This window comes from Neobacillus niacini (genome assembly GCF_031457145.1).
Taxonomy (GTDB): Bacteria; Bacillota; Bacilli; order Bacillales; family Cytobacillaceae; genus Neobacillus; species Neobacillus niacini_J.
The window spans coordinates 35,564-49,022 of the sequence record NZ_JAVDVZ010000001.1; the positions used below are offsets into that span (position 1 = coordinate 35,564).

At 38.1% G+C, this 13,459-nt stretch carries 16 protein-coding genes and 1 riboswitch; of the genes, 12 read left to right on the top strand and 4 right to left on the bottom strand.

The window, feature by feature from the left end:
* The first annotated feature begins 23 nt into the window (after positions 1–23).
* The 8 genes from comGA (at position 24) to J2Y03_RS00240 (ending at position 4,277) form a co-directional block, all read left to right on the top strand.
* Positions 24–1,106, top strand: a complete 1,083-nt coding sequence (gene comGA, locus J2Y03_RS00205) for a competence type IV pilus ATPase ComGA (protein ID WP_310189697.1) — start codon at positions 24–26, stop codon at positions 1,104–1,106.
* Positions 1,093–2,124, top strand: a complete 1,032-nt coding sequence (gene comGB, locus J2Y03_RS00210) for a competence type IV pilus assembly protein ComGB (protein ID WP_310189698.1) — start codon at positions 1,093–1,095, stop codon at positions 2,122–2,124. Before comGA ends, comGB begins: the two co-directional genes overlap by 14 nt.
* 18 nt (positions 2,125–2,142) lie before the next feature.
* Positions 2,143–2,460: a competence type IV pilus major pilin ComGC gene (gene comGC / locus J2Y03_RS00215; RefSeq protein ID WP_310189700.1), complete on the top strand. Its 318-nt coding sequence runs from the start codon at positions 2,143–2,145 to the stop codon at positions 2,458–2,460.
* Positions 2,460–2,894 (top strand): competence type IV pilus minor pilin ComGD, encoded by a 435-nt coding sequence (comGD, locus tag J2Y03_RS00220; RefSeq protein WP_132088321.1) that lies wholly within the window; start codon positions 2,460–2,462, stop codon positions 2,892–2,894. The genes comGC and comGD overlap by 1 nt, the downstream gene beginning before the upstream one ends.
* A complete protein-coding gene (locus J2Y03_RS00225; protein ID WP_310189703.1) occupies positions 2,884–3,216 on the top strand; it encodes a hypothetical protein in 333 nt (110 codons plus the stop codon). The genes comGD and J2Y03_RS00225 overlap by 11 nt, the downstream gene beginning before the upstream one ends.
* A complete protein-coding gene (gene comGF / locus J2Y03_RS00230) occupies positions 3,164–3,640 on the top strand; it encodes a competence type IV pilus minor pilin ComGF (protein ID WP_310189704.1) in 477 nt (158 codons plus the stop codon). Before J2Y03_RS00225 ends, comGF begins: the two co-directional genes overlap by 53 nt.
* The gene (comGG, locus tag J2Y03_RS00235; RefSeq protein WP_132088316.1) at positions 3,637–4,020 is read left to right on the top strand and encodes a competence type IV pilus minor pilin ComGG; all 384 of its coding nucleotides are present in this window, start codon (positions 3,637–3,639) and stop codon (positions 4,018–4,020) included. Before comGF ends, comGG begins: the two co-directional genes overlap by 4 nt.
* Positions 4,021–4,091: 71 nt before the next feature.
* Complete coding sequence (locus J2Y03_RS00240; protein WP_132088313.1) at positions 4,092–4,277, top strand: YqzE family protein; 186 nt, start codon at positions 4,092–4,094, stop codon at positions 4,275–4,277.
* 27 nt (positions 4,278–4,304) lie between these two features.
* Here the strand turns inward: J2Y03_RS00240 and J2Y03_RS00245 are convergent, their stop codons facing one another.
* Together J2Y03_RS00245 and J2Y03_RS00250 are read right to left on the bottom strand one after the other, a co-directional pair.
* A complete protein-coding gene (locus J2Y03_RS00245; protein WP_310189709.1) occupies positions 4,305–5,096 on the bottom strand; it encodes a YqhG family protein in 792 nt (263 codons plus the stop codon).
* Positions 5,074–6,762 (bottom strand): DEAD/DEAH box helicase, encoded by a 1,689-nt coding sequence (locus J2Y03_RS00250; protein ID WP_310189711.1) that lies wholly within the window; start codon positions 6,760–6,762, stop codon positions 5,074–5,076. Before J2Y03_RS00250 ends, J2Y03_RS00245 begins: the two co-directional genes overlap by 23 nt.
* Positions 6,763–6,917: 155 nt before the next feature.
* Positions 6,918–7,006: riboswitch (glycine riboswitch) on the top strand.
* Between the two features lie 184 nt (positions 7,007–7,190).
* On the opposite strand from J2Y03_RS00250, the gene gcvT reads away from it, so the two are divergent.
* From gcvT to gcvPB, 3 genes are read left to right on the top strand one after another with little or no spacing between them, the layout of a single operon-like run.
* Positions 7,191–8,294 carry a glycine cleavage system aminomethyltransferase GcvT gene (gene gcvT, locus J2Y03_RS00255; RefSeq protein ID WP_310189714.1) on the top strand — a complete coding sequence of 368 codons (1,104 nt, stop codon included), beginning with the start codon at positions 7,191–7,193 and terminating at the stop codon, positions 8,292–8,294.
* 21 nt (positions 8,295–8,315) lie between these two features.
* Positions 8,316–9,662, top strand: coding sequence for an aminomethyl-transferring glycine dehydrogenase subunit GcvPA (gcvPA, locus tag J2Y03_RS00260; protein WP_310189716.1), 1,347 nt, complete (start codon positions 8,316–8,318; stop codon positions 9,660–9,662).
* Positions 9,655–11,115 (top strand): aminomethyl-transferring glycine dehydrogenase subunit GcvPB, encoded by a 1,461-nt coding sequence (gcvPB, locus tag J2Y03_RS00265; RefSeq protein ID WP_310189720.1) that lies wholly within the window; start codon positions 9,655–9,657, stop codon positions 11,113–11,115. The genes gcvPA and gcvPB overlap by 8 nt, the downstream gene beginning before the upstream one ends.
* 259 nt (positions 11,116–11,374) lie before the next feature.
* On the opposite strand, the gene J2Y03_RS00270 is transcribed toward gcvPB, so the two are convergent.
* On the bottom strand, positions 11,375–11,758 hold the full coding sequence (locus J2Y03_RS00270; protein ID WP_132088295.1) for a rhodanese-like domain-containing protein: 384 nt from the start codon (positions 11,756–11,758) through the stop codon (positions 11,375–11,377).
* Between the two features lie 190 nt (positions 11,759–11,948).
* Here J2Y03_RS00270 and J2Y03_RS00275 point away from each other — a divergent pair, with 190 nt between their 5' ends.
* Entirely contained in the window at positions 11,949–12,785 is an 837-nt protein-coding gene (locus J2Y03_RS00275; protein WP_310189722.1) for a lipoate--protein ligase family protein, read from the top strand.
* 41 nt (positions 12,786–12,826) lie between these two features.
* Here the strand turns inward: J2Y03_RS00275 and J2Y03_RS00280 are convergent, their stop codons facing one another.
* On the bottom strand, positions 12,827–13,306 hold the full coding sequence (locus J2Y03_RS00280) for an SRPBCC family protein (protein ID WP_310189725.1): 480 nt from the start codon (positions 13,304–13,306) through the stop codon (positions 12,827–12,829).
* Between the last annotated feature and the right edge of the window lie 153 nt (positions 13,307–13,459).

The following is a 13,459-nucleotide window of genomic DNA, read 5'->3' on the forward strand; positions in this document are numbered from 1 at the left end:
CTATAAAGACAAATTAAAAGGTGGTGTTACTCATTGTAAGCGCAATCGAAATACTAGCAAATAGGATTGTCACAGATGCTGCCAGGAACCAGGCAACAGATATTCACATTATTCCAAGGAAGAAAGACACACTCATTCAAATCCGCTTAACAAACAAACTTATTCCCCGATTATCACTTCCAAAAGATGAATGCGACAAATTAATTTCTCATTTTAAGTTTACTGCTAATATGGATATCGGAGAACGAAGACGCCCTCAAAGTGGTGCGATTTTTTGTGAAGTGGATGGCAAAATAATGGGTCTCAGGCTTTCAACTCTTCCATCCAACAATCGAGAAAGTCTTGTTATTAGACTATTGCCCCAACAAGAACAGATTCCCTTTCACCAACTCTCACTTTTCCCTGGAATGACCAGAAAACTACTAGCTCTCCTGAAACACGCACACGGCTTAATTATCTTCACAGGTCCAACCGGATCAGGAAAAACCACAACTCTTTATTCCCTTTTAAATGAAACCGCACATCTTTTTCATCGAAATGTCATCACACTTGAAGACCCCATCGAAAAAAATTACGACTCTGTTTTACAAATACAAGTGAATGAAAAAGCGGGCGTAACATACGCTGCTGGCCTTAAGGCGATTCTTCGTCATGATCCCGACATTATTATGGTCGGTGAAATACGTGATGCGGAAACGGCTAAAATTGCAGTGCGGGCTGCATTAACGGGACATTTGGTTCTCAGTACAATGCATACAAGGGATGCGAAGGGGGCGGTATATCGTCTCCATGAGTTTGGTGTAAATTGGTTAGAGGTAGAACAAACCTTAATTGCGGTAACAGCGCAGCGATTAGTGGAGCTAACATGTCCATATTGCCAAGGGGAGTGTTCGCCCTTCTGCTACTCATATGGGAGATGGAAAAGGGCGAGTGTTTTTGAACTTCTATCAGGAAGAAATCTTAATGCTGCGATGAAAGAAGCAAAAGGAGAAAATATTATATCGCGATACACGACAGTTAGGGAAGTAATAAACAAGGGGATTGCTCTGGGTTATATTAAAGAGTCTGAATACGATCGCTTGGTGTATGACCATGAAGCTCCATAATTGGACCGTAGATGAGCAGGCAAAATTTTTAAAACGAATCGGAGAATTACTAGAAAGAGGGTACCCCATTGCTGAAGCAATAGAATCTATATCCTTGCACTTACCAAAGAATCGAAAGGAGGAGTTGTATAATTGCTTGGTTGATTTGAAAAATGGAGGTTCGTTCCATGATGTATTAGGTAATCTAGGCTTTCACAAAGATTTAATTGGGTATGTCTATTTTGCAGAGCAGCATGGAAGCTTTGCAGAGGCACTCATGGAAGGCAGCAATCTAGCTTTAGTAAAGGAGAATGATAGAAAAAAACTATTAAAACTCTTACAGTATCCCGCGTTGCTAATGTTTATTACTGGTTTTTTATTTGTATTTGTCCAAAAATCATTGCTGCCCAAATTTACTAGTCTCTTTCAATCTATGAGACTAGAAGCAAATTTCTTTATGAAATTACTTTATTCGTTTGATACGTATTTTCCAATTGTTTTCGGTTTGGTGGTGCTGCTAGTAGCAATAGTTGTACTCTATTATGTTATTGTATTTCGTAAAATCTCGGTCCTGCAACAAAGGTCACAACTCGTAAGAATTCCTTTATTAGGAAGTATCCTCAAATTATTGTTTACCCACTATTTTTCTGTTCAATTAAGTTTTCTATTAGCAGGTGGAATCTCTGTTTTTGAAGCCTTACAATTATTTGAGAAGAATCACAGACAGCCGTTTTTTAGTCAGTTGGGAATGGAAATAAAGAAAAAGCTGTTAACCGGTGAAAATCTAGAGTCTATTTTGGCTTGCTTTCCATTTTTTGAAAAAGAATTCCCGATGATTATTAAACATGGGCAGGAAAATGGAAAATTAGAGCAAGAATTACTTTTCTTTAGCCAGCACTGTGTAGTAAACATGGAAGAAAAAATTGAAAAAAGTTTTAAAATGATTCAGCCTGTTCTCTATCTTTTTATTGGATTACTAGTTGTTTCAATGTACTTAGCCATATTATTGCCTATGTTCAACCTATTAGATGGAATATAAAAAATGGAGGAATTTCTAATGAAGAATGAAAAAGGGTTTACACTTGTAGAAATGATGATTGTTATGCTAGTTATTTCGGTTTTACTAATCGTAACCATCCCAAATGTTGCCAAGCATAATACAAATATTAACAAAAAAGGTTGTGAGGCATATGTGAAAATGGTACAAGCCCAGGTTCAGTCGTATATCATTGACAAGAATCAAGTACCAACCTTGGCTCAACTTAGTTCAGATGGGTATTTAAATCAAAACGCAACTGGTTGTCCAGATGGAACAAAAGTTGTATCGATCGATTCTGAAGGAAATGTAACTGCAGTAACAAAAACTACACCATAATGCTCCGCAATCAAAAAGGATTTACCTTGATTGAATCTTTGATTGTTCTCTCCATCTTTCTAATTATCTCCTCAATAACAGCCTTTAACTTCAAGCCACAGTATAATTCAGCAAATGATAAGGCCTTTATTTCCCAATTAAAAGCAGATTTATATTATGGTCAACAATACGCGATCTCACATCAGATGGAAGTGAAAGTTATCTTCTATGAATATGACCATAAGTATACGCTCGTTTCTGGCAGTAATCCGATAGTTGAGAGAAATCATTCTCCAAAGATTCGTGTAAGCCAAGGCACCATCCCACTATTTTTTAAATTTAATCCGAATGGGAATGTAGATCGATTCGGTACATTATTTATCCGAACAGCAAAAAAAAATTATCGATTAACCGTTTTGATTGGAAAGGGACGGTTTTATGTTATTGAAGAATGAGGGTTTCTTTCTGCTTGAACTCCTTTTATCATTGTCTGCATTGTTAATGCTGTGTTTGTTTTTTATGCCTTTACTAATGGATGTATCCAATCAATCACACAGGCTTGCCAGTGGAAAAAAAGCTAAACAGCTTGTATTTGAGGAGCTGCAAGCAAATTTATTGGAAGACAGGATTTCTTACAACTACTCTAAATTTCATAATGGAACAGAATATAAGATTTACTGGAAACAATCACCACTGAATGGACAAAAGGAGGTGTGTGTAGAAGTTGTTGAACAGACATTTCATCCGCGAATTGAAATCTGTGCTATACCCGAATGAAAAAGCTTTTACCCTCCTTGAAGTGCTGTTTGCATTTTCAATCTTTTCGACTATTGTATTTTTCATGATTCCATTATTACAGATTATAGAAGACACAAAAGATTCAAATGGAAAACTTCAGGAAATGGAATGGGAAGTATTTTGCAGTCAGGTAAAAAAGGAAATCCATATGAGTTCTAAAGTGGAGGTGCTTTCAGGCAGGTTGGTGTTAACAAATAACAATGAAACCATTAATTACGAGAAATATGGCAGTAATATCAGAAGGCGTGTGAATTCTACTGGGCATGAAACACTACTGCAAAATATAGCTGTGGTCACTTTTACTAGGATTGGTAACTCGGTGGAAATTATCGTAGTTGATGTTTGGGGGAAGGAATACAGTGTAGTGGTGCATTCCTATATTAGGTGGGTTTCAGCAATATGAGGAATAACGAAAATGGATTTACCTACCCATTGACATTAGTTTTGCTTATCCTATTTCTAACTGTCTTTTCCTTTCGTGTAGAACAACTAGTAACGGAAAGGAAGTTGGCTCATGAAACGGCAGTTATTCTTCAGGAGGAATATTATTTTCACTCGTCGTCAAAAAAAATAGAAAAATTAATGCAATCAGGCGCGGTTATTCCAGCTAAAGGTACATTCTCCTATTTGAAAGGCATTATAGATTTTCAGGCTGACAGTCCCATAGGATCCGTACAGAAAATTAACTTTACCCTTAGACTGCATACAGGTGAAACAGTGGTGGGACGAGGTTTTTTCGATATTGCTACCAAAAAAATGATTAAATGGACTGAGATTAATTAATGCGTGCGAAGCTGTCTAAATTTTATAAACATGGATATACTTTTAGTGTAGAAATCAAGGCAGGTGTGTCCATGAAAACGAATGATTATGTAAAATATATGACTCAAACTCTTGTTAAATATGCGGACCAGCCAAAGGATGAACGAAAACGACTCCGGGAAGAGCGAAAGCAGGCAAAAGCATCTTTTTGGTATCGTTGGTTTGGGATTCTTCCTTATATTTTTTATATTGAAGTAAAGAATAGAAGAAAAAAGTAAGAAGCAGACTCATGTCTGCTTCTTATTTTATACCGCCTGATCGGTTAAATAAAACAATCCCCCATTAATAAACGATATGTTAATTTTGGGTTCATACTGATCTCGTAATGCTTTTTTCTCGGTTTCATAACTTTCATTTTCTTCCTCTATATCCTCGTAAAAATGGTCAAGAAGCTTTAAATCCTGTTCCCAGCGCTTTCTCGCATCTTCTGCCCAGGAATGGTCATCACCTTCAATTATTGCTTTCAGATAGTTTTCAATTCTCGATAAACCACTTTTGGGTTTTACAAGTGGTGAAAGCGTAAAGGAATAGTCTGGTATTTTCGGTGTCAGCTGAACATTCTGCAGGAGTTCATCAAAATCCTCCACCATTTGTCCATTAATGAGCTGTAAACCAATGGATTTATATATATCCCGTTTACGGTCGCATTGATAGGAAATCTTAACATTCATACACAACCATGGCATTAAGGGAGTTTGTTGATTGCCATTTAAATGATTCTCATATAGCCTGATGTAGCTTGCAAGCTTTTTGGTTGTTTGGAATATTTGGTGCAGGCGGGGAGAGCCAAAATGGATGGTTTCTCCCTTAATTTTTTCAGGTGCAATCTGTGTGTTCGTAATAAAAGTAAGCTTCATCGGATTAGCTATCCCACCTGTTTTTTCTAAGTAATGCCAATAAAATGGGCGATTCATCAATTCCTTATCGAGTTCAATCGATAACTGCACAGTTAAGTAACCAGGGCCATTCTCTGTTATTGCACATTCATTCGCTTGAAAATAGCGAATGAGAAAGTTATGAATTTCCAGCTGCTGCATGTGAATCCTCCTTCTGCATATCCTTAGCCAAATCTATCATCGATGTAAGGTTTTCCATCTTTATCCGCATTTCTCCTTCAGAACAGGATTGTCCAAATATATCAATTAAATGATCTTCAATATTACCAAAGTCTAGCTTCGTTAGAATGTCGTCTAAATCACCAATTACCTTTTCAAAGAGTTCAATTTTTTCATATAGCAGCTTTAGTATATGTTCTTCAACCGTGTTCTTAATGGCGAAATTATAAATCATAACATCTTTTTCCTGTCCAAGACGATGAATCCTCCCGATTCTTTGCTCAAGCTTCATTGGATTCCAAGGTAAATCAAAATTAATAATATGATTACAAAATTGAAGGTTAATACCTTCACCACCAGCTTCAGTTGCAATTAGTACTTGAGCATGCTTCTGAAAAAGTTCCCTCATCCAGTCTTTTTTGCCGCGTTTAAAGCCGCCGCGAAACGGAACCGATGAGATCCCATGTTGCTTTAAATACCATTGCAGGTACATTTGGGTTGCTCTATATTCGGTGAAAATAATAACTTTATCATTTATTTTTTGGATTAACTCCAATGTCTTTTCTGCCTTAGAATTGGTTTGAACTGCTTCTACCTTTGTAATTAAAGACTGAATTTGATCTTCGTATACCTTTGTTGGATTTTCTTTTTTTTGCAGCATATTTTTAAGTGTATAAAATACGGACTCCCTGCTGCTGCACGCTTCTCGCTGTAAAGTCATTACCGAGAAGGCACTCGTTTGAACCCAATCACCTTCGCTCTTTAAATCAGTAATGGCATCATATAATTTTCTCTCTTCAGGGGTAAATTCAATTGCGATCGTTTCAACCTGTCTTTTTGTCCATTCAATCCCGGTATCAGCACGGCGATTTCGAATCATGACTTTATTAACGAGCTCTTTTAAATGTTCGTTATCATTCAATGACCGGGCATCCCGTTTGTATTTATCAAAAAATGTTGTTTCACTTCCTAAATGTCCAGGTTTCAATAGGGAAACAAGATTAAAGATTTCCTCGATTCGATTTTGAATCGGTGTTGCAGTAAGAAGCAGACAAAACTTCTTTTTTAAATTTTGAACAAATTCATAGTTTTTTGTTTTATTGTTTTTTAGCTTGTGAGCCTCATCGATAATGATTAAATCATAGTCCTGCTTATAAATGATATCACGGTGAGGATCGCGTTTAGCTGTATCAATCGATGAGACGACAACGTCGCATTGTTCCCATACATAGCTTTTCCTTTGAGAAACCGCAGGAATAAAAAATTTACTATTCAATTCATAGGACCATTGTGTTACTAGGGAAGCCGGGACAAGAATCAGGACTTTTTTAACGAGTCCGCGAATCATGTATTCTTTTAAAATAAGGCCTGCCTCTATTGTTTTCCCGAGCCCAACTTCATCTGCTAGAATAGCTTTTCCATTCATATTCTCTATCACTTGTTTTGCAGTTTCGAGCTGATGTGGAAGCGGAGTCAGATTAGGCAAATGTTTTGGTGCCTGTAAACCTTCAAATTCAGGGATTATTAGATTTTTTTCGACTCCAACTGCCAGCTTAAAAAGCTCCCAATTTCCCCATGGGCCATCGTTCTCAATCCTATGTAAAAATTCATCTTGCCAGGAAGAATCAAACTCTATTTGAACGGTCATGGTTCCAGCTCCTTTATTCACAAAAATTTATTGCTCAATTTGATGCTTTAATGGTAGGATGGAAATAGCTTAGAAAGTTTTAAATATTGTAATAAAATAATTTTTTTTAGATGTATATTTTAGTATGACCCGTTTGTAAAATTATTATAATGCGGATGATGACAAGGGGAGAGACTACAAATGTAGCGCCGAAGGAGCAAGCACAATGTGTGAATCTCTCAGGCAAAAGAACTCTTGTTTGACGCAGCTCTGGAGAGTGCTGACTATTAGAGAGCAGCCACCAAAGGGGAAAGCCGAGCTAGGTAAACTTTCAGGTGCAAGGACAGAGACCTTCTTTTGTTAAGGGGAGGTTTCTGTCCTTTTTTGTTGTTTAATGCGCTGTAGTCTATCAACGAATGAAAAACAACTTGTTCGAAGGGGGATTATTAATGACTGAATTAAAACGCACACCACTTTATGAAGTGTATAAGGAATATGGTGGAAAAACGATTGACTTTGGCGGCTGGGACCTGCCAGTTCAATTCTCCAGTATTAAGGAAGAACATGAAGCTGTCCGTACTAAGGCTGGTTTATTCGATGTTTCTCATATGGGAGAAGTAGAGGTAAAGGGACCAGACAGCTTAAACTATTTACAAAAGATGTTAACAAACGACATTTCGAAAATTAAAGATGGTGGAGCACAGTACAATGCTATGTGCTATGAAAATGGCGGTACTATTGATGATCTCCTTGTCTACAAAATAGAGGACAATCATTACTTATTGGTTGTTAACGCCTCAAATATTGAGAAGGATTATAAATGGCTTGAAGAGCATTTAGAAGGGAATGTATCGATAGATAACCTATCTGAAAAAATGGCACTATTGGCTCTTCAAGGACCTTTAGCAGAAAAAGTACTTCAAAAGCTTGCTGGTGATAGCAATTTAACTGAAATAGGCATTTTTAAGTTCCAACAGGAAGTGAAAATAAACGGTAAAAATGCACTTGTGTCACGAACTGGTTATACCGGGGAAGATGGTTTTGAAATATATTGTGATTCATCAGATGCAGTTGAACTTTGGAAGGCGATTCTAGCAGCTGGAGAAGAAGAAGGCGTTGTACCATGTGGATTAGGTGCGAGGGATACGCTGCGATTCGAAGCCACACTTGCCCTTTATGGACAAGAGTTATCTCCTGAAATATCTCCACTAGAAGCAGGGATTGGCTTTGCTGTTAAGTTAAATAAAGAAGCAGATTTTATTGGAAAAGAAGCACTTAAGCAGCAAAAAGAAACAGGTGCAGCTAGAAAGCTAGTCGGAATTGAAATGATCGATCGCGGTATTCCACGTCATGGGTACCCAGTCTATAAAGGTGAAGAGTTAATTGGTGAGGTAACAACAGGAACTCAATCACCATCCTTGAAAAAAAATATTGGCCTTGTCCTTATTAAAAGCGAACATGCAGGTCTTGATTCTGAAATAGAAGTTGAGATTCGCGGAAAACGCCTAAAGGCAAAAATTGTACCAACACCTTTTTATAAACGAGAAAAGTAGACACGAAGGGAGATTAGGTTTATGAAACATCGTTATTTACCTATGACTGAAGAAGATAAAAAGGCAATGCTTGAAACAATTGGCGTTAGCTCCGTTGATGAATTGTTCAGTGATATTCCAGAAAAAGTGAGATTTAATGGTGAATATAATATCAAAGCTGCGAAATCTGAGACTGCTTTGATGAAAGAATTATCTAAAATGGCTTCCCGTAATGCCGATTTAAAACAAAATGTATCCTTTTTAGGAGCAGGAGTTTACGACCATTACATGCCAGTCATTGTTGATCATGTTATTTCTCGTTCTGAATTTTATACAGCTTACACACCATATCAACCTGAAATTTCTCAAGGTGAGCTTCAAGCCATTTTTGAATTCCAGACGATGATTTGTGAGTTAACAGGAATGGATGTTGCAAACTCCTCTATGTATGATGGCGGTACAGCTCTAGCTGAAGCTGCAATGTTAAGTGCGGGACATACAAAACGGAAAAAGATCATCGTATCAGGTGCAGTACATCCTGAATCTCGTGAAGTCCTTAAAACCTATGCAAAAGGGCAGTATCTAGAAGTGATTGAAGTACCTGTTAACGATGGGATTACTGATATTGAAGCGTTAAAGGGTTTGGCGAATGAAGAAATTGCAGCAGTTATCGTTCAGTATCCAAACTTCTTTGGTCGAATTGAGCCATTAAAGGAACTTGAAGAAATTGTCCATGCTAACAAATCATTGTTTGTTGTTTCTAGCAATCCACTTTCACTCGGGGTATTAACACCTCCAGGTAAATTTGGTGCAGATATTGTCATAGGGGATGCGCAACCGTTTGGAATTCCTACTGCGTTTGGCGGACCACACTGCGGTTATTTTGCAGTAACCACTAAGTTAATGCGAAAAGTACCAGGACGTCTTGTCGGTCAGACGACAGATGATCAAGGACGTCGTGGATTTGTATTAACACTACAAGCTCGTGAACAGCATATCCGTCGCGATAAAGCGACATCAAATATTTGTTCAAACCAAGCGTTAAATGCTTTGGCCGCATCGGTTGCCATGACAGCCCTTGGTAAAAAAGGCGTGCGTGAAATGGCAGCAGCAAACTTACAGAAGACACACTATGCAAAAAATACATTTAAAGAAGCAGGATTTGAAGTTGTCTATGAAGGGCATTCCTTCAATGAATTCGTTGTTAAATTAAACAAACCAGTAAAAGAGATCAATCAGGAGCTGTTACAAAAAGGAATCATTGGCGGTTACGATTTAGGACGTGACTATCCGGAGCTTGCTAACCATATGCTGGTTGCTGTAACAGAGCAAAGATCAAAGGAAGAAATTGATACTCTTGTGAAAGAAGTGGGGGATTTGCATGCATAACCAAGACCAGGCACTCATTTTTGAATCTAGTACACCAGGAAGAATTGGATACAGTCTCCCGGAAATGGATGTACCTGAATTAGACCTTAGCAGCCTTCTGCCTGAAGGATATCTACGCAGCGAAGAGCCAGAGCTTCCTGAGGTTTCGGAGCTTGATATTATGCGGCATTACACTGCTCTATCGCGGAGAAATCATGGTGTAGATTCTGGTTTCTACCCATTAGGCTCTTGTACCATGAAATACAATCCGAAAATCAATGAAAACGTAGCTCGTTTTAACGGATTTGCTCATGTTCACCCATTGCAGGACGAAAGCTCAGTCCAAGGTGCTCTTGAGCTGCTGTATGATTTGCAGCAGCATTTGATTGAAATTACTGGAATGGATGAAGTCACTTTACAGCCAGCAGCAGGTGCGCATGGAGAATGGACTGGATTGATGATGATTCGTTCCTACCATGAAGCAAATGGAGATCTAAAGCGTACGAAGGTTATTGTTCCAGATTCAGCACATGGTACAAACCCGGCTTCTGCTTCGGTAGCAGGTCTGGAAACCATTACTGTTAAATCTAATGAATATGGTCTAGTAGACCTTGACGATTTAAGACGAGTAGTTGGTGAAGATACTGCGGCCTTAATGTTAACAAATCCGAATACCCTTGGACTTTTTGAAGAAAATATCATGGAAATGGCTGAAATTGTCCATGGTGCCGGCGGTAAGCTTTATTACGATGGTGCAAACTTAAATGCCGTTCTATCAAAAGCTAGACCGGGAGATATGGGATTTGACGTTGTTCACTTAAATCTTCATAAAACTTTTACTGGTCCACATGGAGGCGGAGGACCTGGTTCAGGTCCAGTCGGTGTTAAAGCAGACCTTATTCCATTCCTTCCAAAGCCATTAATTACAAAACGCGGGGAAGAGTATGGGTTTGATTATGACCGTCCACAATCAATTGGACGCGTAAAACCTTTCTATGGGAATTTTGGAATAAATGTTCGTGCCTACACGTATATCCGCTCCATGGGTCCAGACGGCTTAAAGGCTGTAACGGAATATGCAGTATTAAATGCGAACTACATGATGAGAAGGCTTGCTGAGTATTATGATCTTCCATTTGATAAGCATTGCAAGCACGAATTCGTCTTAAGTGGAAGACGCCAGAAAAAATTAGGTGTTCGGACCTTGGATATCGCGAAACGCCTGCTTGATTTTGGTTATCATCCGCCAACCATTTACTTCCCATTAAATGTGGAAGAATGTATCATGATCGAGCCGACGGAAACAGAATCAAAAGAGACTCTTGATTCTTTCGTGGACATCATGATTCAAATTGCTAAAGAGGTAGAAGAGAGTCCTGAAATCGTCCAAGAAGCACCACACACAACCGTTGTCGGTCGTATGGACGAAGCAACAGCTGCACGTAAACCTATCTTAAAATATCAAAAGGCATAGTAATAGAAGGAGCCAGATTCAGAGTGCTGAATCTGGCTTTTTTTTCGGGTAAAGGGGATTGTGCCCGAAAATGTGTGGAATAGGAAATAGGGGCACAATAATAGGTTTATTGTTCCCGAAAATTAGACGGGAGGGAATAGGGGTAGAATCATGGGTTTATTGTGCCCGTAAATCACTTAGTCCAGAGAGTTGGGTAACAATTAGATAAAGTGTTTGGGTAATAAAAAAAGACTTCCGTATATGGGAAGTCTTTATCGATTTATTTCTTTGCTTTAATTTTACCAGACCATTTTTTAAACCCGCCTTGCAGCTGGGTAAGATCCTTATAACCTTTACGATATAACATTTGGGCTGCCCGGGCACTGCGCAAACCATTTTGATCATATAGATATACAGGTAGATCAGGACGGAGTTCCTTCAATCTCATTTTTAATTGAGACATTGGAATATTACGAGCTCCCAAGATATGACCAGCATCGAATTCGTTTGCTTCACGAACATCGATCAGCTGTGCCTTTCTATAACCGGCGCGAAACTCCTCTTCTGTTACCGTTTTAACAATCCTTTTTTGATAAAAATAGTTGAAAACGGAATAAGCTAAAACTGCTACGATTATGACTAGTAGGGTATAAAGTGAATTCAATTTCTTTTTGCTCCTTTCAAGCTTGTTACACTATGTTTTATTATATAAGTCAATCCAGTAAAGATAAAGAATAAACGACAAAATATTTCTATTCACATATAAAATTATACCAGAATCTTCTCGTTTTGAATTCATATCAGATTTTGGTAGACTTAAACTTGAGTAAACTACATAAAGATGAGGTTTTTATATGAATAAAGAGGTATGGCGTTTTATAGATTCTGGGAATTGTTCTCCTTCTTTTAATATGGCATTAGATGAAGCTTTACTTGATTGGCATAGCGAGGGAAAAATACCTCCTGTGATCCGCTTCTATGGCTGGAAACCTGCAACACTATCGATTGGATATTTTCAAAAGGTGGAAAAGGAAATTGACTTAGAGGCAGTTAAAGCTCATGGATTAGGTTTTGTTAGAAGACCGACAGGCGGCCGAGGAGTGCTTCATGAGCATGAGCTTACCTATAGTGTCATTGTTTCAGAAGACCACCCAGAAATGCCTAAAACAGTAACTGAGGCATATCGTGTGATTTCAGAAGGAATTTTAAAAGGATTTCATCAATTGGGTCTAGAAGCTTATTTTGCAGTCCCAAAAACAGATGAAGAACGAAGTGCACTTAAGAATCCTCGTTCAGCTGTTTGTTTCGACGCACCGAGCTGGTATGAACTAGTGGTTGAAGGCCGCAAAGTTGCTGGCAGTGCCCAGACAAGGCAGAAGGGTGTAATCCTGCAGCATGGATCGATTTTATTAGATATAGATGAAGATAAGCTGTTCAGTTTATTTAAATATCCGAATGAGAGAGTAAAGGAACGGATGAAATCTGCCTTTAAAAGTAAAGCCGTGGCGATTAATGATATTAGTCCTAGAAGGATTACATTGGACGAAGCAAAAGAAGCATTTTACAAAGGCTTTGCTGAAGGGCTTAATATCGAACTTGAATCCTATGAATTAACGGACGAAGAACTAGCTTATGTAAATCAAATTGCTAAAGATCGGTATGAAAATGATGAGTGGAACTTTAAAAGATAATTTGAGCAGGCGAACCCAGTATTAAGGGTTCGCTGGTAATATTATTGTTGATTTACTTTCTCGATTTCTTTAACATATCTTTCGTACCAGATTTTCCATTCTTCTTTACGTTCAATGGTTCTGCCGTCTAGCAATGCTTCGATCACATCTAAACAGACATGCCATCCTGCAAGGTCTCTTGGAGTATGGTCAGTAATCGTATGTATTTTTTCTATTAAACGCAATGAAGAGCCTTCTGATTCTTGGGACAATTCGAAACGAACGGTATCTGCCCACCAGGAAAATTCTAAAACAGAATTGATCTTTAATTCGAGGATAGAAAGCTCATCAAATGTTCCATCCCCCATATCAAATTTAATTACCCCACCTTTACGGAGCTCGTCTACATGTAACTCTGAAAACCATTTTGGCAGTTTCTCGTTATCGGTTAAATATGACCAGACCTCTTCTATTGGATGTTTAAGATTGCGTTCAAATGTGGCGGAGTAGCCATTTTCTCCATTTTGAATTCTTGCTATCATCTAGTTTTCCTCCTTTAAATCATTCTTTATTAAGTATACCTTTTTTAATATTCTTGTTAATCAAATAAACACCTTTTTTACGGGATTCTTCCTTTTATTAAAATCGCAACCTGCGAAATTTGTTAAATTTTCCTGTATTATGCCGAAATTTAA